This window comes from Nocardia sp. CA-136227, assembly GCF_050955695.1.
Classification (GTDB): Bacteria; Actinomycetota; Actinomycetes; order Mycobacteriales; family Mycobacteriaceae; genus Nocardia.
Map to the genome: position 1 here is coordinate 1,575,705 of NZ_CP192081.1, position 22,232 is coordinate 1,597,936.

Sequence of the window (22,232 nt, forward strand, 5' to 3'; positions counted from 1 at the left end):
CACCCGATTCAGATGGGTCGCAGCACCACCAGGCCCGGGACCGTGGTCAGATACTGGGTCAGCGGGGTGTCGACGACCTGCTCGTTCGCGGCCAGCGAGGACGCGTTGCGGAACATCGGCCCGTTCGGGGTGTCGATGAAAATGCCCACGTGGGTGACGTCCAGGCCCGCCTCATCGGTGTACGCGCCCAGGAAATCGCCGGTGCGAAGTTTTCCGATCACCGTATTGTCGACCGCCGCGGCCGGCACGAAAGCGATGTCGCGGTCCACCATCGGCAGGCCCGGGAGATAGTTGCCGCCATCGGCTTTCGCGTTCAGATGCTTGGTGACGGTGACCGCTGCGGGGGTGAGGCCGCGCGTGATATCGGTGGCGGCCGTGCGGTTCACCGTCGCCCAATCGGTGAAGAAGTGCTTGCGGCTGGTGAATTCCACCCGGGAATCCGCGTAGCGGGTGGCCACCAGGTTCCGCACGAACTGGGCGCGGTCGGCCGAACGGCTCAGCGCGTCCACGTAATCGAGATAGGTGAAGCAGTCGACCCGGCGGAAGTCGACCACCAGCTGCTCGGCCCGGGTGGCCGAACCGATCAGCATGTTCGCCCCGTACGGGGTGCCGAGGAAGCGGGCGGACAGTTGCGCGATCGCATCGGTCCGGGCGCCCGGGATCGAGTTGCGCAGCGCGAGCAGCTCGTCCAACTGCCGGGAGGTGGACTCGTCCAGCCCTGGTTCGGCCGGCGCGGCCAGCGCCTGCGGCACCGCCAAGGCCGAAACCAGCGTGACCAGCATCAGCAGTAGCCGGGTCAGTGTGCGCACGAGCCCTCCCTCGGAACGAGACTGCCCCCGACGCTACCCCAGCAGCCCGCCCAGCAACCCGCCCTGCTGTCCGGCTTCCTGTCCGCCGCCGGTCCCGCCGATGAATCCGCCCGGCGGCAGCTCCGACGGCTGCACGATCACGAAACCGCGACCCGAGAACGAGAGCGTCAGGCCCTCACCGGTGCTGCGGCCGATCAGGCGGGCGAAACCCATGGAGTCGTTGCGCTTGATCCCGGTCTGCAGACTCGACGACCACGCCACCGCCGCCTGCGGGTCGGCGTAGGTCGGCTGATCGACGTTCAGCACCACCGGCTGGCCGTGCGTGGTGATGGCGATCCGGCCGCGACCGGTGAACACGCAGTTGAAGAACCCGGCATTGCTGGCATAACCGGCCGCGCCCTGCACCCGCTGGATGTTGTACGACAGCGAGGAGTCGAAGGCCAGCACGTTCGCGCCGTTGATGGTCAGTCCGTCGGTGCCGTCCAGATCCACGACGTGCACATCGGCGGCGGCATTGGCCAGGAACAGATCCCCGCGCCCCTGCACCTGCATGAGCGGCACGCCCTCACCGGTCAGCCGCTGCTGGATGGCCCGCCCGATCCCGCCGGACCCGAGCGCCTTGAACCGCAGATCACCCTGATAGGCCACCATCGACCCGGCCCGCGCCAGCGTCTCCCCGTCCACCGCGACGCGAATCATCTTGCCGCCCTGCTTCTGGATGCCGAGACCGCTGACCTCGGCGTGTTGCGGATTGAACAGCTCGCTCTGCACGGGCGGAACTCCTTGTGATGCGGGGGGATTCGGAACGGGGGCCGCCGGCGGATACGCGGGCGGCGAGAAGGACTGCGGGGCGGCGGGCATCGGCTGCGGAGGCGGCATCGGCTGCTGGTACGGCTGCGGCGGCACCGGCTGCTGATAGGACGGCGCGGGCACGGGCTGCTGGTAGGGCTGAGCGGGCATGGTGGGCGGCGGCATCTGCTGCGGCGCCGGGTTGGGCTGCGTCGGCAGGTAACCCGCGGGCTGGGGCGGCGCCGCGAAGCCGGCCGCCGGGGGCGCCGGCGCGGGTTCCGGTTCGTCGTCGATGTTCACCCCGAACGCCGCGGCCAGACCCGCGAGCCCGTCGTCGTACCCCTGGCCGACGGCGCGCACCTTCCAGCCGTCCCCGCGCCGGTAGATCTCGACGCACACCACGGCGGCCTCGCTGGTCAGACCGTTCATCGGGAATGTCAGTGTCCCCGCGTCGGATCCGATGGTGGCGGTCAGCGAGCCCGCCGCCCCGGCGAAGGTGGCGGGCCCGCTGCCGTCGAGGCTGGCGGTGATGGCGATCTTGTCCACGTCGGCGGGCAGCGCGGCGGTCATCACGTCGACCATGTCGCCCGCGCCGCGGCCGTGCCGGTACACCACGCCGGGGCCCACCGGCTGGTTGAAGAAGATGAAGTCACCGTCGGACCTGACCCGCCCGTCCGCGCCCAGGAGCAGCGCGGACACGTCGACCGCGACGGAGCAGGTGACGGTGACCGTCATCCGGTCGGCGGGCGCGGGCCGGTTCTCGCCGCGCGCGAGGGCGGTCACCGGTGTCCTCCGCGGTGGGCGCGGACCCGTTCGGGCGATAGACGATTCACGGCATCCAGTGTGTCGAAACTCGGCCGCCAGGGCCATCCGGGGATACCCGGACTCCGCGTGGCGTCCGGTGCGTCGTCAGGCCGCGCGGTCCGTGCGCTCGGTGTGGTCCGGGCGCGGCAGGTCGGCCTCGTACTGGGCGCGGTGCAGCGCGCAGCGGTATTTCGGGCCCGGCTTGATGTAGGCGGGGTCCAGCCGCTGGGTGAAGCTGAGGTTGTCACGCCGCCAGCAATCGATGCACATCGGCTCGGTCATGGCGTCCTCCTCTGTCATCGCTTCCGCGAAGGGTATGCGGGAGAGGGATTCCCACTCACGGCCTGTTTCGGATATAGGTCCGGGCACTCTTGCGTAACGGATGCGGCCTGTTTGCCGACCGGTCGGTTGCTTTATGGGTGTCACGGGCGCGCCGCACGGACGCGATCAGACATCCCGCGATCACCGCGTACACGATGATGTAACAGTTCAACAGGATCGGGGAGATCGGCCACGACGGCGGGAACAGGAACCAGCCGACCACCACCCAGGTGTCGGTCCAGTGGTAGGCCCACGCGCCGGTCGCCACGTAGACGCCGCCGGCCGCCGCCCACCAGCGCGGGTCCGACACCGCGCGATGCACCAGGTAGACGAACAGCGGCAGGAACCACACCCAGTGGTGATTCCAGGAGAACGGCGACACCACGCACGAGGTCAGGCCCGCGAGTGTGACGGTCAGCAGCTTCTCGCCGCGCCGATAGAGCTCCGCCGCGAGCAGCAGCCCGCCGATCGCCACCGGCGCGGCCAGCAGCAGCCACAGCCATTGCGGCACTTGGCCGCCCGTGAAGTGCGCGATCGTGCCGCGCAGGGACTGGTTGGCGGGCTGGGTATCCGGGGCGATCCGGTTCGACTGGAAGAACGTGCGGGTCCAGTACTGCCGGGAATCCGAGGGCAGCACCGCCCCGGCGAGCCCGATGGTGAACACGAAGGTGGCCGCGGCCATCACCGCCGCCGCCCACTGCCGCAACACCACGAACTGCGCCACGAAATACAGCGGCACCAGCTTGATCCCGGCGGCCAGCCCGACCCCGACCCCGCGGATCCGGCTGTTCGGCGGGCGCGAGAAGTCCCACAGGATCAAGGCCATCAGCACCAGGTTGATCTGGCCGTAGTAGAGGGTGGTGCGCACCGGCTCCAGGAACATGCAGGTGGCCGTGAGCAGCGCGCTCAGCCCGGCCAGCCGCCAGGTCAGGCGGTAGCCGAGCACCCGCCAGCACAACAGGACGCACCCGTAGAGCACGCAAATATTCAGTGCCAGCCAGGTATTCGTGACGGACGCCCACGGGATGGCCAGCATCGGCAGGAAACTCAGGGTGGAGAACGGGGTATAGGTGAACGACAGCCCGCGATGGGTGGTCTCGGTGTAGAGGGGATGCCCGTTGTAGATCTTCCAGGCGCCGTCGCGGTAGACGTGCACATCGAAACCGCCCGCCAGGAAACCCACCTGGTCCAGCCAGGGGTCGACGGTGGTGAAGATCAGTGCCAGGGACAGCGCCGCGCCGCAGGCGAGCACCCACGCCGTCGTCCGATTCCACGGTCGCGGTGGCGCACCGGAATCGCTCGCCACCGCTTGGTCTTTCGATCTGACCGCACCGTCTTTTGTTTTAGCACCGATCAACACCCAACCCACCTCAGATGTGCGATACCCCCTCCCGGATGTTCTGAACCCTACCGGCAGGGTTTGATGGTTTCGTCACACCACGGTCCCGCCCGGCGGAACCGGTCGTTTCCCCGCGCCCCAGTGGTTGAAGACCAGGTTCAGCACGAAGACCACGATCACCGCCGAGGTGATCGGGCTGCCCGCGATCATCTGGAAGTCGGTGGGGAACTGCTTGTAGATGTTCGGGGCGACCGCGGGCAGCAGCGCCACCGACAGGGTGACCGCGATGATGAGCATATTGCTGGTGCCCTCGAACTGGACCTTGTGCAGAATCCGCAGGCCGACCGCGGTGACCATGGCGAACATGACGGTGGCCGCGCCGCCCACCACCGGACCCGGCAGCGCCGCCACCACGCTGCCCACCTTCGGCACCAGGCCCAGCGCGACCAGCATGCCGCCGCAGGCCGCGACCACCCAGCGGCTGCGCACCCCGGTCAGGCCGACCAGGCCGACATTCTCGGCGAAGGCGGTGTCGGGAAAGGAGTTCATGAAGCCGGCCAGCACCGCGGAGAAGCCGTCGGCGGCCAGACCGCGCGCCAGATCGGGCGGTTCGAGCTGCTTGTCCACCATTTCGGCGACGGCGACCATATCGGCGGTGGACTCGGTGAAGGTCACCAGCATGACCACGCACATGGAGATGATCGCGCCCAGATGGAACTCGGGCGCGCCGAAGATGAACGGCCGGGACACGGCGAACCAGCCCGCCGACCCCACCCCGGACATGTCCACCAGATGCATGGGCACCGCGACCAGCGTGCCGATCGCGACGCTGAGCAGCACGGCCAGCTGGCTGACCAGACCGCGGCCGAACCGGTGGATCACCACGATCAGCGCGATCACCAGACCGGCCAGCGCGATATGCGAGATCTGGCCGTAGTCGGCGGCTTTCGGGTCGTCTCCGGCGATCAGCCCGGCGTCCGCGCCGATCAGCGACAAACCGATCACGCAGATCACGCAGCCCGACACCAGCGGCGGGAAGAAGCGCACCACCATGGCGAAGAAGCGGGCGATGATCAAACCGAACACGCCCGACACCAGGATCGCGCCGTACACGGTCGGCAGCCCGGCCTCGCCGCCGCCGAACTCCTGCGCGATCAGGATCATGGGCGAGACCACGGTGAAGGTCGCGCCGGCGACCACCGGCAGCCGCACACCCATGATGCGGCCGATACCGACCGCCTGGATGATGGTGACGATGCCCGAGACGAGCAGATCGGCATTGACCAGCAGGGCGATGGTGTGGGCGGGAAGCTTCAGCGCCCCGCCGACGAGTAGCGGCACCGCGACCGCGCCCGCGTACATGATCGCCAGATGTTGCAGGCCCAGCAGGAAGAGCTTGGGTGGCGGTGGTATCTCGTCGACGGGGTGACGGGCCTTGACGAGTCCGGTGGCGGCATCGATTTCGGATTTACGGGAGGGGCGCACTTTTGCGAGAAAGCGCATTTGCATGACAAGCCTCCTGGAACACGTGGATCACCGGCCGGGGGAGGCCGTGACCACGAACCGAATGATGGCGCAGGAAATACCGGGTCCGCAGCGGATTGTTCGATTGTCCAGCCGGTTCGGCGTGGCTCCCGGCCGCCTTCGTATTTTCCTACAGAATCACACGGTCAGCGGCGTCCCGTGTTGACCGAATATCCCGCCGGACGTAGGTTCAGGCCACATAACCCGTGGTCACAGACAGGAGGCGAGCGGATGTCCACCAACTCCGATCTGCGTCGCCTGGCTCACCGCACCGCGTGGGTGCCCGGGCGCGTCGCCCACGGCTGCTGAGCCGGCTTTCTCGACGAGCGGAATTGATCCGCCGACACTGGATAGTGCACTCGACGACGAAAGCGGCCGGCAATGGCAATTTTCATGACGGTGAACGGAAAATCGACACCGATTTCTCCCGCGGCGACGCACACCACCCTGCTGGACTTTCTCCGGGAGCACGGGCTCACCGGATGTAAGGAAGGCTGTGCGGAGGGTGAATGCGGCGCGTGTTCGGTCCTGGTGGCCCGGCCGGGCCGGATCGAGCCGACCGAATGGGTGGCGGTCAACGCCTGTCTGACCCCGGCCCTCGCGCTGGAGGGGCAGGAGGTCGTCACCGCGGAGGGGCTGGGCACCGTGGCCGCGCCGCATCCGGTGCAGCGGGAGCTGGCGGTGCGCGGGGGCTCGCAATGCGGTTACTGCACACCGGGATTCGTGTGCAGCATGGCCGCCGAGTACTACCGGCCGGATCGGACGGTCACGGACGACGTGTGCGCGCACGGCGAGACCGGGCCCAATGGCTTCGATCTGCACGCGCTGAGCGGGAACCTGTGCCGCTGCACCGGCTACCGGCCGATCCGCGACGCCGCCTACGCGGTCGGCGCGCCGGCTGAGGACGACGCCCTGGCCCGGCGGCGCGAGGCCGACGCGCCGGAACCGGCGGCGACCGACTTCAGTTCCGAGGGACGGCGATTCGTCCGGCCCGCATCGCTGGCCGAGGCGCTACGGCTACTGCGCGACCATCCGGACGCCACCGTGCTCGCGGGCAATACCGACCTGGGCGTCGAGGCGAATATCCGTGGGCTGCGGGCGGAGTACACGCTGGCCGTCGACCGGCTCCCCGAATTGCGCGAGCTCTTGATCGGCGCGGACCGGATCGAGCTCGGCGCGGCGCTGACCCTCACCGAGCTCGAGCGCGGGCTCGCCGGACGGGTGCCGCTGCTGTCGGAGTTGTTCCCGCAGTTCGCTTCTCGGCTCATCCGCAATGCCGCCACGCTGGGCGGCAACCTCGGCACCGGATCGCCCATCGGCGACGCGCCGCCGGTACTGCTCGCCCTGGAAGCCTCGGTGGTGCTCGCGGCTGCCGAGGGGGAGCGGGAGGTCGCACTCGCCGACTACTTCACCGGGTACCGGAGTTCGGTGCGGCGGCCCGGGGAGCTCATCCGTTCGGTGCGCATCCCGCTGCCGCTCGCGCCCGTGGCCGCCTTCCACAAGATCGCCAAGCGCCGGTTCGACGATATCTCCAGTGTGGCGGTGGCTTTCGCGCTCGATATCGACGACGGTGTGGTGCGCCGGGTCCGCATCGGGCTGGGCGGCGTGGCCGTGACGCCCGTGCGCGCCTACGCGACCGAGGCGGCCCTCGAAGGGCGGCCCTGGACCGAAGCCGCCGTCGCCGCGGCCTCGGACATCCTGCACGGCGAAGGCACACCGCTCGACGATCACCGCGCCAGCGCGCGATATCGCAGCGCGATGCTGGGCGAGAGCCTGCGAAAACTGTTCTTCGACACCACCGAGACCGAGGGGGTGCTGTCATGAGTCACCTGTCGCAACGACCCGACGATCCGGTCGTGGGGATCGCGCTCCCGCACGAGAGCGCCGCCCTGCACGTCACCGGGACCGCGCTCTACACCGACGACCTGGTGTACCGCACCAAGGATGTGCTGCACGCCTACCCGGTGCAGGTCCCGCACGCGCACGCGCGGATCACCGCCCTGCGCACCGAGCCCGCGCTGCGGGTGCCCGGCGTGGTGCGGGTGCTCACCGCCGCCGACGTGCCCGGCCTCAACGACGCGGGCGTCAAACACGACGAACCGCTGTTCCCCGACGAGGTCTGCTTCCACGGCCACGCCGTGTGCTGGGTGCTGGGCGAGTCCCTGGAAGCCGCGCGGCTGGGGGCCGCCGCGGTGGAGGTGGAGGTCGAACCACTGCCGTCGATCATCACCATCGAGGAGGCGGAGGCCGCCGGGAGCTTCCAAGGCGTACAACCCGAAGTCCGCTGTGGCGACCTGGAAGCCGGGTTCGCCGCCTCGGCGCACATCTTCTCCGGGGAACTCCTGTTCGCCGACCAGGAACACTTCTATCTCGAAACCCACGCCGCCCTGGCACAGGTCGACGAGGCCGGGCAGGTGTTCGTGCAGTCGAGCACCCAGCATCCCTCCGAGACCCAGGAGATCGTGGCCCACGTGCTCGGGCTGCACAATCACGAGGTCACCGTCCAATGCCTGCGCATGGGCGGCGGATTCGGCGGCAAGGAGATGCAGCCGCACGGCTTCGCGGCCATCGCCGCGCTCGGCGCGACCCTCACCGGACGCCCGGTCCGGCTGCGGCTCAACCGGACCCAGGATCTGACCATGTCCGGCAAGCGGCACGGCTTCCACGCGCGCTGGCGGGCCGGGTTCGACGCCGACGGGCACGTGCTGGCCCTCGACGCCACGCTGACCTCGGACGGCGGCTGGAGTCTGGACCTGTCGCAGCCGGTCCTGGCCCGCGCGCTGTGCCACGTCGACAATCTGTACTCGATTCCGAACGCGCGCTTCCGCGGTCGCATCGCCAAGACCAACAAGCCGTCCAATACGGCCTTCCGCGGATTCGGCGGACCGCAGGGCATGCTCGTGATGGAGGATCTGCTCGGGCGGTGCGCGCCGCTGCTCGGCCTGGACCCGCGAGAACTGCGCCGCCGCAACTTCTACCGCCCCGGGGAGCGCACGCCCTACGGGCAGGAAGTGCGCCACGCCGAGCGCATCGCCGAGACCTGGGATCAGGTGCTGGCCAACGGTGAGATCGATTCCCGCACAAGGGAGATCGCCGCCTTCAACGCGTCGCACCGGCACGTCAAGCGCGGGCTCGCGATCACCGGCGTCAAATTCGGCATCTCGTTCAATATGACGGCCTTCAACCAGGCCGGGGCGCTGGTGCTGATCTACAAGGACGGGTCGGTGCTGATCAATCACGGCGGCACCGAGATGGGGCAGGGCCTGCACACCAAGATGCTGCAGGTGGCCGCCACCACGCTGGGCATCCCGCTGCACAAGGTGCGGCTGGCGCCGACGCGAACGGACAAGGTGCCCAACACCTCCGCGACGGCCGCGAGTTCCGGGGCCGACCTCAACGGCGCGGCGGTGAAGAACGCCTGCGAGCAGCTGCTGGAACGGCTGACCCGGGTGGCGGCGACGCGGCTGGGCGTCAACGCCTCCGATATCCGGATCGCCGACGGCGTCGCCCGCGCCCTCGGGGCCGGTACCGACGGGGTCGCGTGGGAGGACCTGGTGCGCACCGCCTACCTGCAGCGGGTCCAGTTGTCGGCGGCCGGTTTCTACCGCACCGAGGGCCTGCACTGGGACGCCGAGACCATGCACGGGTCGCCGTTCAAGTACTTCGCCTACGGGGCCGCGGCCACCGAGGTGGAGGTGGACGGGTTCACCGGCGCGTACCGGATCCGCCGGGTCGACATCGTCCACGATGTCGGCGACAGCCTGTCCCCGCTCGTCGACATCGGCCAGATCGAGGGCGGTTTCGTGCAGGGCGCGGGCTGGCTGACCCTCGAGGACATTCGCTGGGACACCGGCGACGGACCTGGGCGCGGCCGGCTGCTCACCCAGGCCGCCAGCACCTACAAGCTGCCGAGCTTCTCGGAGATGCCCGAGGAGTTCAATGTCAGCCTGCTGGCGCACGCGCACGAGGAGGGCGTGGTCTACGGGTCCAAGGCGGTGGGGGAGCCGCCGCTCATGCTGGCGTTCTCGGTGCGGGAGGCGCTGCGGCAGGCGGCCGCCGCCTTCGGACCGGAGGGCGTGAGCGTGGAACTCGCCGCGCCCGCCACCCCGGAGGCCGTGTACTGGGCGCTCGACGCGGCGCGACGCACCGGCGAATCCGCGATGGAGACAGGCGAATTCGCCGCCGGGGAAAGCGTGCCCGCCGGTGCCTGACCTGACCTGGGTGACGGCCGTCGCGCGACTGCGCGAACGCCGGGAACCCGGTGTGCTGGTCACCGTGGCGACGGTGCGTGGCCACGCGCCCCGCCGCGCGGGCGCGAAAATGGTGGTGGGACAGAGCGATACCTGGGGTTCGATCGGCGGCGGCAATGTCGAGGCCGTCGCCGTCGAACGCGCCCGTGAACTGATCGCCCACCTGCCCGCCGAACCCGAGCTGATGGATTTCGCCCTCAACGACAAGGTCGTCAACCAGCACGGCGTGCAGTGCTGCGGCGGTACGGTGACCGTCCTGCTGGAACCGCTGCCGGTACCTCCGGCCGTCGCGATCTTCGGGGTCGGCCACGTGGGCCTGGAACTGGCCCGCATCCTGGCCCGCCACGAACTGGACCTGCACCTGATCGACACCCGGCCGGACATGCTCGCCGCCGGTCGGCTCGCGGCCCTGGACGACGCCATCGCCGTGATCCACACCCACCGCGTCGCGCTGCTGCCCGAGGAGGTGCTGGGCCACCTGCCGCCCGGCACCCACGTCCTGATCATGACCCACGATCACGCCGAGGACGCCGCGCTCTGCGACGCCGCCCTGCGCACCGACGGGCTGGGCACCATCGGGTTGATCGGGTCCCCGGCCAAATGGGCGCGCTTCACCAAGCGGCTCACCGCTGAGGGCGGGCACCCGCCGGAAGCGTTGGCGCGCATCAAGACGCCGATCGGGCTGGCCGACATCACCGGCAAGGAGCCCGCGGTCATCGCCGTCAGTGTCGCGGCGGATCTGTTGCGCGCCTTCGAATCCGACACGACCGACTGAGCCCGGAGGCGGTCACCGGCGGGCGGCCTCGTCGAAAGTCCGGGACCCGCCCGCACCCGTCAGTGAGTGGCGGCGAGCTCCACGCTGTGGGTGCCCGCGCGGCGGCCGGAGAAGACACAGTCGGCCAGCGACAGACCGCTCACGTACGAGTTCGAGCACACGCCCACCGCCGCTCGTCCCGCCGCGAACAGGCCCGGGATCGCCGCGCCGGATTCGGTGCGGACCGCACCGGTCTCCTCGTCCACCACCAGGCCGCCGAGGGTCAGCATCGGCATCGGGTAGGTGAGCCGCGCCTTGAACGAGATGTCCAGCAGCGTGAAGGGTCCCGAGTGCAGCGGGCGGCGCAGATCGTCGGGCTTGCCCATCGGATCGGGCAGCGACTGCTCGATGGCGCGATTGTGTGCGTCCACGGTCTTGCGCAGCGCCGCCGGTTCGATCCCGGCGCGGGCGGCGACCTCCTCCACGGTCCGGCCGCTCACGCTGCCGACCCGCAGCAGCCGCTCGGCCTGCATGCGCTGGAACCACACCGACTGCTCGGGCAGCTGGCGGCGCGCCTCGGTGAGCAGCCGGGCATCGGCCAGCAGCCAGGCCCGATTGCCGGGGCTGGTCGCGATGGCCGCGCCCAGGGCCGCGCCGTAGCGGGATTCGTCGATCATGCGCTGTCCGTTGGCATCCACGGCGATCGCACCGAAGAAGGCGCTCGGCGGGGCGATGAAGCGCCAGGTCGACAGCACGTCCATGCGATCGGTGGCCGCGCCCGCGGCCTGGGCCATGGCGATACCGCTGCCGTCGTCTCCGGCTGTGCCCAGCGGCAGGCCCTCGGCCCAGGGGTAGTCGGGGGCGTGCTTCCCGACCATCTCGCCATTGGCGATGAAGCCGCCGGTGGTGAGGATGACACCCGAGCGCGCCTGAATGCGCACGGGCACACCGTAACGCCGCTCGATCCGGGCCAGCAGCGCCTGCACCGCCTTGCGCAGACCCTGGTGGTACACACCGGGTTTCGCCGAGATCTTGGCCAGCGCCGCGAACCGGCGTCGCACGGCCGGCGGGGCGCCGGCGATCGTGGTGGCCTCGATGCCGACCACCCGGCCGTCCTCGATCACGAGACTCGTTGCCCTGGTGCCGGTCTGGACCCGGACCCCGTGCTTCGCGGCCGATGTGGCGAGCGGTCCGAACAGCTTCTTGCCCGACACCCCGCGCCCGTGCGCGCGATGCCCGCGCTGCCGCGGCTTCGCCAATTCCCGGAAGCCGCCGGAGTTCTCGCTGCCCGAGTAGTACAGGTAGTAGTCGTCGGTGGGGTAGGAGGTCTTGAACGGGCACAGCGACGCCTCGAACGGAACCCCGTGTCCGGTCAGCCAATCGATGAGCGCGGGCGATTCCTCGCAGAACCGCCGCAGTGTCTGCTCGCTCACCGTGTCGCCGACCTCGGCCCGCAGGTAGGCGAGCATGTTCTCGACATCGTCCTCGACGCCCGCGGCCTGCTGCACCCAGGTCCCGCCGCCCGCGTACACGATGCCGCCGGAGAGCGCGGTCGCGCCGCCGCCCAGGTAGCGGTCCAGCGCGAGCACCTCCGCTCCGGACTCCCGCGCGGCCAGTGCCGCCGCGACACCCGCGCCGCCGTATCCGACGACCACCACATCGGCCGAAGAGTCCCAGGTCCGCACCGTTGCGACCACCTTCCCGAGCGAAGAAATACCCAGCGCCGAGAACTATAACTTGTTCTAGTTCGGCGGGTGGTTCGCGGCGAGCCGGTCGCGGCTGACCGAAATGCCGGTTACCGTCGGACAGATGGCCGGCAAGTCAGCCGCCCCGGCGATCGAGCTGCCGGTCGGCGAACACACGGTGCGCGTGTCCAATCCGGATCGGGTCTACTTCCCCGAGACCGGAGCCACCAAACTGGATCTGGTCCGGTACTACCTCAGCGTCGGCGACGGCATCGTCAACGCGCTGCGCGACCGGCCCTGCATGCTGCACCGCTTTCCCAAGGGCCTGCCCGGCGGCAAGGTTCACCAGAAGCGGCTGCCCGGCGGCGCGCCCGACTGGATCCCCACCGTTCAGCTCTACTTCCCCCGCTATGGGCGCACGGCCGACGAACTCTGCGTGGAGAAGCTCGCCGACGTGATCTGGGCGGTGCAGATGTCGACCGTCGAATTCCATCCCTGGAACTCCCGGCGCTTCGACACCGAACTCCCCGACGAATGGCGCATCGACCTGGACCCTATGCCCGACTGCCCGTGGTCGCGGGTACGGCGGGTGGCCGGGGTGGTGCACGAGGTGCTCGACGAGCTCGGCGCGGTCGGCTGGCCGAAGACCTCCGGCGGCAAGGGATTACACGTCTACGTCCGGATCGCGCCGGAGTACGGCTTCCAGGACGTGCGCCGCGCCGCGCTGGCCTTCGCCCGCGAGGTGGAGCGCCGCGCGCCCGCCGACGTCACCACCGCGTGGTGGCGCAAGGACCGCGATCCCGCGCACCTGTTCGTCGACTACAACCAGAACGCCCGCGACCACACCATCGCCGCCGCGTACTCGGTGCGCGGCGTCCCCGAGGCGACGGTCTCGACTCCGGTGCGCTGGAACGAGATTCCCGACATCCACCCCGGCGACTTCACCATGAAGACCGTCCCCGCCCGCTACGCCGACCTCGGCGACCTGCACGCCGGCATCGACGAGGCGGTCTTCGACCTCGCGCCCCTGCTGGAGTGGGCCGACCGCGACAAGATCGACGTCGACCTCGACGCGGACACCGGCGACTAGAGCTCGTCGGTGCTGATCAGCCCGTCGCGGATGGCCCGGGCGACCAGGGCGGCCTTGGTCGGGGCGGAGCGGCCCACCGCGGCGTACTTGGCGCGGATGCGTTCGAGGTGGGTGTTGACCGTGCCCGGCGTGATGTAGAGCTGTTGCGCCACCAGGGCTTTGGACTCGGTCTGGAACCAGGCGAGCAGGACCTCGCGTTCGCGCTGGGACAGTTTCGGGCGGTCGTCGCCGTCGGTGCTCATGGCCCGGGCCATGGTCGGGCTGAGGTAGGGCCGCACCTCGGCGGCGGCGTGCAGGGCGGCGATCAGGTGTTCGCGGCCTTCGGTTTTCGACAGGTAGGTGACCGCCCCCAGGTCCAGGCAGTCGCGGACCAGATGGGGTTCGGTGTGCTGGGAGTAGACGACCACGCGGTGGCCGCGCGCGCAGATGGTGGCCAGCGCGTTCAGATCCGGTGCGCGCTGGTCGAATTGGAGATCCAGGACGATGGCGTCCAGGTCGCCGCGATCGGGGCCGGTGGCGGCCAGGAAGGCCGCCGGGTCGGCGTGGTCGGCGGTCACCTCGAGCCGGGGTTCGGCGGCGGCGCACCAGCCGCGCACGCCGTCGCGGATCAGCGGGTGGTCGTCGACGATGGCGATGCGGATCATCGGGCGTTCTCCAGCTCGAAGCGGTGATGCAGTCGCGCCCACAGCAATTCGCCGGCGGTGACGACCTCGGTGTGCACGGCGCCGGTGGGGTCGGCGGCCGCGGTGGACAGGGCGGACAGGCGGTCGACGGTGTCGGCGGGGCAGTCGCCGAGCGCGCTGACCGTGCAGCCGGTCGCGTCGGTGGTCACCACCACCCGGGCCCGGGAACGACTGGCGTCCAGCATGATCCGGGTCGCGGCCACCAGGTGCCCGCGCACCGGGTCCGGGAGTTCGCGGCCGGGTTCGGGACGGGCGTCGGCCTCGGCTTCGACGGTGACCGCGACCCCGCGCCGCTCCGCCGCGTCGATGCCGCCGCGCAGATCGGCCAGCAGCGGATGGCCCAGGCCGTCCTGCTGGGTGAACAGGCGGCGCAGGCGCGCGTACTCGGTGCGCGCGGCGACCTGCACCGCGGGCTCGGCGGGATCGAGGGTGCCGTCGGCCAAACCCCGCAGTAGCGGCGTGAATTCGCTCAGCAGTTCTCGGTAGCGGCGCAGGCATTCCTGTTCGGTCATGTGGCCGACCGCGTCGGCGGTGCGGTGGCGCAGGCGTTCCCGGTGCAGGGCGGCGGCGTCGCGGGCCACGCGGTCGAGGGTCGCGGCGAAGCGGGCGGTGAGGAACTGCAGGAAGAAGATGGCCGCGGTGTGATACCCCAGCACCCGCAGGCTGTCCAGGCCCGGCGCCCGGACCAGGACCAGCGCGCACACCAGCACCCACCAGGCGGTCAGCGCGGTCAGCGACAGTCGCGGCGACAGCCGGAAGCCGAGCGCCACCACCGTCCAGCCGGACGCGCCGATCGACCAGTTCGCGCCCGCCAGTACGGCATTCGCGGGCAGCAGGGCGATCAGGGTCAGCGAGGCCGCGATCGCCAGCGCCATGAGCGTGAGCGTCACCGATTCCCGGCGGCGCGGGATCAGCGCGGCCAGCGCGCATCCCACGTTCACCGCCACCAACGCCGCGTTGACCGCCGCCGGGGGTGTCGCCGCCGCATCGGTGAGGGTGGACTGCAACAGGGTGTCGGCGACCGCGACGCCGACGATGCCGTACCCGAAACTGCGGCCCAGCCGTTCGATGCCCGCGGCCGGGGCGTCGAACGAGTGCTCCTCGGCGGCACCGGGTTCGGTGGTCGGCCAGCTCAGCCGCACCCGCGTCCCGTGGCCGGGGCGGCTGGTGACCTCGGCGTCGCCGCCGACGGCCCGCATGCGCTCGATGATCGAATGGCGGATGCCGTATCGGTCCTCGCCGGGGACGCCGTCGAAGCCGACGCCGTCATCGGTGATCACCAGCGCGCCCGGCCCGGCGCCGATGTCGACGGTCGCGGCGCGGGCGTGGCGATCGACATTGGTGAGCGCCTCACGGACGGCGGCCGTCACCGTCCACGCGAGGGTGCCGCGCACGGGCAGCGGGCCCGGGGTGCGCAGGGTGAGCGGCGTCGCGCAGCCGTTGCTCACCTCCCGCAGCAGGACCGACAGGTCGGCCCGGGTGTCGTCGCCGGGCAGCGGAATCCCCGAATCCAGCACGGCCAGATCGCGGGCGGCCTGCCGGGCGATGCGGTCCCGATCCCCGGCCGCGCCCTGCCCGACCATCAGCAGGGTGGCCGCGGCGGTGTCGTGCATGACGGCCCACTGCTCGCGTTCGTAGCGGCGGCGCGCGTCCGCCACCTCACTCGCGATCCGGGCGTCGGCGGCGGCGGTCACGGTCTGGTCGTGCACGGTGGCCGCGCCCAGCACCACCCGGCGCACCCCCACGGCCAGCAGCCACTCCACCAGCAGGTAGCCGACGGTCAGATCGGAGAGGAAGTTCCACGGGGTGAGCCCCGGCGTGGCGCGATTGGCGTAGTAGAGCAGCAGCAGGACCAGACCGGTCACCGCCGCCGACACCCGCACCCGCTCCGCGATTCCGACCGAGATCACCGTTGCCGCCACGACCTTCACGTCGATGAGGTCTCCGGTCCCGATTCCGGACGCGGCCACGCTGGTCGTCCCCAGAAGGTAGATGGCCACCACCGCGACATCGGCCGCGGTCCACCCGGGCCCGAGCCGGCGACCCCACAGCCGGCTCGCGGACCACACCGCCAGCCCCAGCGTGACCGCCTGCCCCAGCCCCGGCTCGACCGCCCCACTCGCCAGATGCACCACCGTCAGCAGCAGGCAGGCGGCGTGCCGGAACCGGACGGCCAGCCACGTCGCCTCCTGCGCGACCGCGGCGTGGGTCGGGTCGGCTTCGCGCAGCACCCGGTCACGGTACCGAACCGGATTCGGCCCAGCATCCCATCCCTTCCGGGGGCACGGGTGTCCGTCGAACACCCGACAGACAGACCCGTCCGACTACGGAATCGTGGAGGGCGCGGCAAGGGGTGCGAGGGTCCGTACCGCTGCCGTGGCCGCGGCCGTTGGCGGGCGGGGAGTCAACGGCCGCCGGGTCACCCGGGCCGGTGCGCGCGAGGGATGACTACGCTTCTGAGTAGGAGCGGACTAGCCCGGCTGAGGCGACACACCGGCGCAGGAGGCGCGGGATGGAGTGGTTCAGCGCACCGGAATACTGGCTCGCGCGACAGGTGGTGACGCGCGGGGTGGCCTTCGTCTATGTGATCGCCTTCGTGTCGGCGGCCCGGCAGTTCCGGGCGTTGCTCGGAGAACACGGCATGCTGCCGATCCCGCGCTGGGTCGCGCGGCGGTCGTTCCGGGCGACGCCGAGCATCTTCCACCTCTATTACTCCGACCGGTTCTTCGCGGCCGTGGCCTGGGGTGGCGCGGCGGTGGCGGCGGCGCTGGTGTGCGGGGCCGCGGATCTGCTGCCGCTGTGGGCGGCCATGCTGGTGTGGCTGCTGCTGTGGGTCCTCTACCTGTCGATCGTGAACGTGGGGCAGGTCTGGTACTCGTTCGGCTGGGAGTCACTGCTGCTGGAGGCCGGATTCCTGGCCGTGTTCCTCGGCAACGACCGGGTCGCGCCCCCGGTGCTGGTGCTGTGGCTGGCGCGCTGGCTGGTGTTCCGGGTGGAATTCGGGGCCGGGCTGATCAAGATGCGCGGCGATCGGTGCTGGCGTGACCTGACCTGCCTGTACTACCACCACGAGACCCAGCCGATGCCCGGTCCGCTGAGCTGGTTCTTCCACAATCTGCCCCGGCCGTTGCACCGGGTCGAGGTGGCGGCCAATCACGTGGCCCAATTGGTGGTGCCGTTCGGACTCTTCGCTCCGCAGCCGGTGGCGAGCATCGCGGCGACGATCATCATCGTCACCCAGACCTGGCTGGTGCTGTCCGGGAACTTCGCGTGGCTCAACTGGCTGACCATCATCCTGGCGTGGGCGGCGATCTCGAATTCCGCCGCGGCACGGGTGTTCCCGGTGTCGACGCCGAGTAATCTCCCGGAGTCTCCGCTCTGGTTCACGGTGCTGGTGTTCGCGTTCACCGGCGTCACGCTGACGCTCAGCTACCTGCCGGTCCGCAATATGCTGTCGCATCGGCAGCGAATGAACGAGTCCTACAACCCCTTCCACCTGATCAATACCTTCGGCGCGTTCGGCGTCATCGACCGCATCCGCTACGAGGTGGTCATCGAGGGCACCGACGAGGCGGTCCTCACCCGCCACACCCGGTGGCGCGAATACGAATTCAAGGGCCAGCCCGGCGATCCGCGCCGCATGCCGCGCCAGTTCGCCCCGTACCACCTGCGCCTGGACTGGCTGCTGTGGTTCGCCGCCCACTCCTCCGCGTACGCGCGACCCTGGTTCGAGGGCTTCCTGCGCCGCCTGCTGCGCAACGACCGCGACACCCTGCGCCTGGTGCGCCGCAACCCGTTCCCGGACGACCCGCCACGGCACGTCCGGGCGCTGCTCTACGAGTACCGCTTCACCGGCCCACGGGAACTGCTCGAAACCCGGGCCTGGTGGGTCCGCGACGTGGTCGGCTCGTACGTGCCGCCGCTGTGACCGCCCCCGGCTCCCTGAGATGGGTTGAGCCCCGGACGATTTCGGCCTCCCGCCAGATGGCCGGGCGCAGGGTGTCCGGGTCCGCCGGCGCATCGGCACGCGAAAGCACTTGCGCGCGAGCCCGACCGGCGACGCTCACCATCGGGCGGAAGCGGCGGAAGATCTGGATCTCGCCGTCGTAGCCCCGGTCGTAGGGGCCGAGGTAGGTGTAGTCGGTGCCGTACGGGCCGGACGCGTCCAGGCCCGTGGCGCTCAGCGCCCACGCGCGGGCTTCGTCGGGAGTGGACGGGGTGAGCACGACCAGCCCGTGACTGCGGGTGACCCGGCCGCGATGCTCCCGGTGGCGATACCGGCTCCACCAGTCCTTGAGGGCGGCCGGTTCCAGGGTCCGGTCCAGCCCGAAGGTCTGCCAGCGCACGGTGCCCTCCGGCTTCGCGAACGGCAACCGCCGCTTCAGCTGTCCCGCGATCCGGTCGTCGAACGGCGTGCACCAGCCCGGCACCAGCAGGATCGGATCGGGCGGTTCGGCATCGAACGGATTCGGCGTGAGGAAGGCCTGATCGATGAGTACGACGGTCCCCGGACGCGCCTGATACGACAGCCCCCACAGCAACCGCCCCAGCAGCCGGGAACCGTGATCGTCCGAGAGCACGTGCCAGGTCTCGTGGAATCGGTTGGTGCTGAACCGCGCATGCGTCCCGGGTCGCAAGGTGATCACCGTGTGGGCACGACCGGGCGACCGCACCACGTGGCGGTGCAGTTTGAGGCCGTCGGTGACGGATCGGGCGGTACCCGTGCGCTGTTGCTTCATCGGTTCTATGACGCCATAGCGGTCGAGCCCGGATCAACCGGATTTCGGCTAGCCGCCCCCTATCGATCACGCGGTGGTGCCGGCGCTGCCGTTCTCCAGGTGACCGGCGAAGTGCCTGCGCCAGTTGCCGTTTCCGGACGCGGTCAGGGTCAGGTCGTACCAGCCCTGATCGAGCGGGGCGGTGATGTCACGGGTGGCTCCCGCGTCGACCGTGGTGCGGGAGCCGCCGGCGTCGATCGTCGCCGCAGTGGAACCGGAATTGCGCACGGTGACAACGAAAGTGGGACTCGAGGCCGTGCCGCCGATGGCCGCGGTGGCGGTCAGCGCGGCGTCACCGTCGCCCGAGGCCTCGGCGAGGAAGCCGTTGGGCGCGTGCACGGCGAAGTCGTAGGCGCCGCTCACCGGGAAACGCTCCTCGGCGGTCGCGCCGGGGGCGACGACCGTCTGCCGGATCGAATTGCTTTGGTAGGCATAGGTTTGGAAGGGCATGGGAACCGAGCCCTGATTGCCGAAGCGGACGGTCGCGGAGGAGCCGGAAACCTCGATCGAGGCCAGCGGCTGATAGGGGAGGGGCCGGGCCTTGGCGCGGCCGGGCTCCTGGGCGGGCATCTGCTGACCGCCCGGCGACGGCGGGACCGGCTTGGGCAGGTTCTTCTGCCCGGCGGCCCGGGCGCGCTCGGCATTGGCGTCGGGCAGCGTGGGGATGCTGGTGTCGCGGCGGCTGAAATCGAAGCAGCTGGTGAGGTCGCCGCAGACGGCGCGCCGCCAGGCCGAGATATTGGGTTCGGCGACACCGGTCCAGGCCTCGAGGAAGCGCAGTACCGACGTGTGGTCGAACACTTGGGAATTCACGTATCCGCCGCGGCTCCACGGGGAGATGACCAGCATGGGGACGCGCGGGCCGAGGCCGATGGGGGCGTTGCCGCTCAGCCCCGAGGCCGCCTTGGTGATCAGATTGCCGATGTTCGCCGAACCCGAGCTCGACCCCAGCGTCGCCGACCCGGAACTCAGGTCGCCGCCGATATCGCCCGCCGCGGGCAGGATCTCGTCGGGGGTGCCGGGTGGCGCGGTCGGGGGCACCATGTGGTCGAAGAAGCCATCGTTCTCGTCGTAGTTGACGAGCAGGACGGTGGACTCCCACAGTTTCGGGTTGTCCCACAACGCTTTCAGGACGCGCTGGATGTAGGCCGCGCCGTCCGCGGGACGGTACGCGGGGTGCTCGGAGTAGCCGGCGGGCGCGACGACCCAGGACACCTGGGGCAGATTTCCGGCGGCGCAGTCCGAGATGAACCGCTGCAGAACGTAATCGATATCGCTGCCGTCGACCCCGGACGGCGGGGGCGTCATGCCGCCCGCGGTCACCATGGCGCGGTCGGCCAGCTGCCGGACGGCGGGATCGGAGGATTTCGCGGCATTGTGGTAGTTCTGGAACAGCCACAGCGGGTTGTCGCCGTAGTCCGCGAGGAACGGGCCGCCGCTGTGCGAGTCGGCGTACACCTGCCACGAGATCCCAGCCTGCTGAAGGCGTTCCGGGTAGGTGGTCCAGTGGAAGGCGGGCCGGTAGTCCGGCGGATTGGACACCGCGGGCCCGCCCGCGCGCCCGGCCGGGTCGATGGTGCCGGTCCAATGGTAGAGCCGGTTCGGGGTGGTCGGGCCCTGGATCGAACAGAAGTAGTGGTCGCAGATGGTGAACGCGGACGCCAGCGCGCGATGGAACGGGATGTCGGCCTCGGTGAAGTAGCCCATCGTCATCTTGGACTTGGCCGCGATCCACGAGTGGTACGCGCCGTCGGCCCACGCCACGTGGGTGGTGTTCCAGTCGTGCGCGAGATCGCCCATGTCCTGGCCGTCCACGCGGGTGGTGTCCACATGCCAGGGCAGCAGGAACCCGGTGCTGCTGAAGGCATCCGGCTGCTGGAAGGCGTTCCGTTCCGCGGCGCCGCCCGACCCGCTGCTGCTCCCGGTGCCGGATCCGCTGCCGCTCCCGCTGGCCGAACCGCTCGCACTGCCGGTGCCCGCCGACCCACTGCCCAGGTCGGTGCCGAGCCCGCCGGCCAGCGCCGCGTCCATGGCGGCCTGCAGCACCGGGTTGTAGCCGCCCGCGGGCAGCCGCACGGCGCGCTTGTCGCCGAAACCCCGGACACCGCTCATGGTTCCGAAGTAGTGGTCGAAGGACCGGTTCTCCTGCATCAGGATCACCACGTGCTGCACCTGATCGAGGCTGCCCGAGCGGCCCGGTTCCGCCAGCGCCTCCGCCATGCCCTCGGGCAGCCCGGCCACGCCCGCCGCACCCGCCGCGCCGGCGGCGAGCATGCCGCCCAGCACCTTCCGCCGATTCGCGGTTCCGAATCCACGCCCCATCAGGAATCTCCATTCAGCATGCCGGTCGACACTTCCGACTCACGTCCCGTCGAGGTCTCGGGGACGCGCCGAAGGATGCTATGGCACAGCGAGATCGCGCGGAAACACTGATTTCCGAGCGATTGACAAGCACAGGTTGTCGATGGCGAATCGGCCAGCGGAAGTTGGTCCACTGATCATCTTCGGGACATGCGGGGGTGTCAGGGTGGCCGGGTGGGTATGCAGACACAGCCGCGACCGGCGCGCCTGGTGCGCTGGTTCCACGCGCTGTGCGACGGGGCAGTCGCGCTACTGCCGGCCCGGCTGCGCCGCTTCGTGGCCCCCACCTTCGTCGGCTATCTGCTGGTGAGCGCCTTCACCTTCGGCGTGGACCTGCTGCTGCTCACCGCGCTGCACTCGGTCGCGCCGCTCCCGGTCGCGGTGACGGTCGCCTACTGCACCGCCTTCGGCCTGAGCTACCTGCTGAACCGGGTCCTGAACTTCGAATCGCACGCGGCGGTGGGCCCCCAGCTGGCCCGCTACATCGTGGTGGTGGTCGTGAACTACCTGGCGTTCATCCTCGGCGTGACGAGCGGCGTCGCGGCGCTGGGCGTCGACTACCGGATCGCCCGCATCGTGGGCAGTCTCGGCGAGGGATTGTTCATGTACGCGTCCATGCGCTGGATCGTCTTCCGGACCAAGGCCGCCGGGTAGCGGTTCAGAGGAAGGCGCCGCAGGTGGGCCAGGCGCCCGGACCCTGCCGGGCGAGGACGCGTTCGGCGACGCGGATCTGTTCCGCCCGGGTGGCATCGGCCGGATTCCCCCTGCCGCCGTATGCCCGCCATGTGCTGGGGCTGAATTGCAAGCCGCCGTAGTATCCGTTTCCGGTGTCGGCGGTCCAGTCTCCGTCCGCCTCGCACTCGACCACGGCGTCCCAGTCGTGCCGTGGCCGGGCCTCCGCTGTGGCGGATAATGCGCAGGTCAATGCTGTAAGGCCCAGTGTGAGAGCGAGGGTGCGAACGGGTCTTCGAAACTCGTGCTGTCCGATCATGGCGTATCTCCGCCCTGGTAGACGAACGCGCGGGCAACAATCAGACGATGGTAA

General features: G+C 70.2%; 17 protein-coding genes. 6 read left to right on the forward strand and 11 right to left on the reverse strand.

Annotation, left to right across the window (positions count from 1 at the left end):
* Nucleotides 1-8: 8 nt before the first annotated feature.
* The 5 genes from ACQP06_RS07080 to ACQP06_RS07100 all read right to left on the reverse strand — a co-directional run bounded on the left by ACQP06_RS07080 (nucleotide 9) and on the right by ACQP06_RS07100 (nucleotide 5,571).
* Complete coding sequence (locus tag ACQP06_RS07080) at nucleotides 9-809, reverse strand: DUF1460 domain-containing protein (RefSeq protein ID WP_433671361.1); 801 nt, start codon at nucleotides 807-809, stop codon at nucleotides 9-11.
* A gap of 33 nt (nucleotides 810-842) precedes the next feature.
* A complete protein-coding gene (locus ACQP06_RS07085; protein ID WP_433673259.1) occupies nucleotides 843-2,333 on the reverse strand; it encodes an AIM24 family protein in 1,491 nt (496 codons plus the stop codon).
* Between the two features lie 174 nt (nucleotides 2,334-2,507).
* Nucleotides 2,508-2,684: a hypothetical protein gene (locus tag ACQP06_RS07090; RefSeq protein WP_357090651.1), complete on the reverse strand. Its 177-nt coding sequence runs from the start codon at nucleotides 2,682-2,684 to the stop codon at nucleotides 2,508-2,510.
* A 55-nt stretch (nucleotides 2,685-2,739) separates the two neighbouring features.
* Nucleotides 2,740-4,029: a glycosyltransferase 87 family protein gene (locus ACQP06_RS07095; protein WP_433671363.1), complete on the reverse strand. Its 1,290-nt coding sequence runs from the start codon at nucleotides 4,027-4,029 to the stop codon at nucleotides 2,740-2,742.
* 126 nt (nucleotides 4,030-4,155) lie between these two features.
* Nucleotides 4,156-5,571 (reverse strand): nucleobase:cation symporter-2 family protein, encoded by a 1,416-nt coding sequence (locus tag ACQP06_RS07100; protein WP_433671365.1) that lies wholly within the window; start codon nucleotides 5,569-5,571, stop codon nucleotides 4,156-4,158.
* A 408-nt stretch (nucleotides 5,572-5,979) separates the two neighbouring features.
* Between ACQP06_RS07100 and ACQP06_RS07105 the strand changes: the two genes are divergently transcribed.
* From ACQP06_RS07105 to xdhC, 3 genes are read left to right on the forward strand one after another with little or no spacing between them, the layout of a single operon-like run.
* Nucleotides 5,980-7,410: a xanthine dehydrogenase small subunit gene (locus ACQP06_RS07105; RefSeq protein WP_433671367.1), complete on the forward strand. Its 1,431-nt coding sequence runs from the start codon at nucleotides 5,980-5,982 to the stop codon at nucleotides 7,408-7,410.
* Nucleotides 7,407-9,797: a xanthine dehydrogenase molybdopterin binding subunit gene (xdhB, locus tag ACQP06_RS07110; protein WP_433671368.1), complete on the forward strand. Its 2,391-nt coding sequence runs from the start codon at nucleotides 7,407-7,409 to the stop codon at nucleotides 9,795-9,797. The genes ACQP06_RS07105 and xdhB overlap by 4 nt, the downstream gene beginning before the upstream one ends.
* Nucleotides 9,790-10,611, forward strand: a complete 822-nt coding sequence (gene xdhC, locus ACQP06_RS07115) for a xanthine dehydrogenase accessory protein XdhC (RefSeq protein WP_433671370.1) — start codon at nucleotides 9,790-9,792, stop codon at nucleotides 10,609-10,611. The genes xdhB and xdhC overlap by 8 nt, the downstream gene beginning before the upstream one ends.
* A gap of 59 nt (nucleotides 10,612-10,670) precedes the next feature.
* Here the strand turns inward: xdhC and ACQP06_RS07120 are convergent, their stop codons facing one another.
* Nucleotides 10,671-12,287: an FAD-binding protein gene (locus tag ACQP06_RS07120; RefSeq protein ID WP_433671372.1), complete on the reverse strand. Its 1,617-nt coding sequence runs from the start codon at nucleotides 12,285-12,287 to the stop codon at nucleotides 10,671-10,673.
* A 112-nt stretch (nucleotides 12,288-12,399) separates the two neighbouring features.
* On the opposite strand from ACQP06_RS07120, the gene ligD reads away from it, so the two are divergent.
* Complete coding sequence (ligD, locus tag ACQP06_RS07125) at nucleotides 12,400-13,365, forward strand: non-homologous end-joining DNA ligase (protein ID WP_433671373.1); 966 nt, start codon at nucleotides 12,400-12,402, stop codon at nucleotides 13,363-13,365.
* On the opposite strand, the gene ACQP06_RS07130 is transcribed toward ligD, so the two are convergent.
* Nucleotides 13,362-14,009: a response regulator transcription factor gene (locus tag ACQP06_RS07130; protein WP_357090636.1), complete on the reverse strand. Its 648-nt coding sequence runs from the start codon at nucleotides 14,007-14,009 to the stop codon at nucleotides 13,362-13,364. The two genes, ligD and ACQP06_RS07130, sit on opposite strands and share 4 nt — an antisense overlap.
* Nucleotides 14,006-16,279: a sensor histidine kinase gene (locus ACQP06_RS07135; protein WP_433671375.1), complete on the reverse strand. Its 2,274-nt coding sequence runs from the start codon at nucleotides 16,277-16,279 to the stop codon at nucleotides 14,006-14,008. The genes ACQP06_RS07130 and ACQP06_RS07135 overlap by 4 nt, the downstream gene beginning before the upstream one ends.
* A 281-nt stretch (nucleotides 16,280-16,560) precedes the next feature.
* Between ACQP06_RS07135 and ACQP06_RS07140 the strand changes: the two genes are divergently transcribed.
* Complete coding sequence (locus ACQP06_RS07140; protein ID WP_433671377.1) at nucleotides 16,561-17,976, forward strand: lipase maturation factor family protein; 1,416 nt, start codon at nucleotides 16,561-16,563, stop codon at nucleotides 17,974-17,976.
* Here the strand turns inward: ACQP06_RS07140 and ACQP06_RS07145 are convergent.
* Both ACQP06_RS07145 and ACQP06_RS07150 read right to left on the reverse strand, forming a co-directional pair.
* The gene (locus ACQP06_RS07145; protein ID WP_433671379.1) at nucleotides 17,897-18,787 is read right to left on the reverse strand and encodes a hypothetical protein; all 891 of its coding nucleotides are present in this window, start codon (nucleotides 18,785-18,787) and stop codon (nucleotides 17,897-17,899) included. The two genes, ACQP06_RS07140 and ACQP06_RS07145, sit on opposite strands and share 80 nt — an antisense overlap.
* 66 nt (nucleotides 18,788-18,853) lie before the next feature.
* Nucleotides 18,854-21,046: a phosphocholine-specific phospholipase C gene (locus tag ACQP06_RS07150; protein ID WP_433673260.1), complete on the reverse strand. Its 2,193-nt coding sequence runs from the start codon at nucleotides 21,044-21,046 to the stop codon at nucleotides 18,854-18,856.
* Between the two features lie 321 nt (nucleotides 21,047-21,367).
* Between ACQP06_RS07150 and ACQP06_RS07155 the strand changes: the two genes are divergently transcribed.
* The gene (locus ACQP06_RS07155; protein WP_433673261.1) at nucleotides 21,368-21,841 is read left to right on the forward strand and encodes a GtrA family protein; all 474 of its coding nucleotides are present in this window, start codon (nucleotides 21,368-21,370) and stop codon (nucleotides 21,839-21,841) included.
* 4 nt (nucleotides 21,842-21,845) lie between these two features.
* On the opposite strand, the gene ACQP06_RS07160 is transcribed toward ACQP06_RS07155, so the two are convergent.
* Nucleotides 21,846-22,178 carry a transglycosylase family protein gene (locus tag ACQP06_RS07160; protein WP_433671381.1) on the reverse strand — a complete coding sequence of 111 codons (333 nt, stop codon included), beginning with the start codon at nucleotides 22,176-22,178 and terminating at the stop codon, nucleotides 21,846-21,848.
* Nucleotides 22,179-22,232 lie beyond the last annotated feature (54 nt).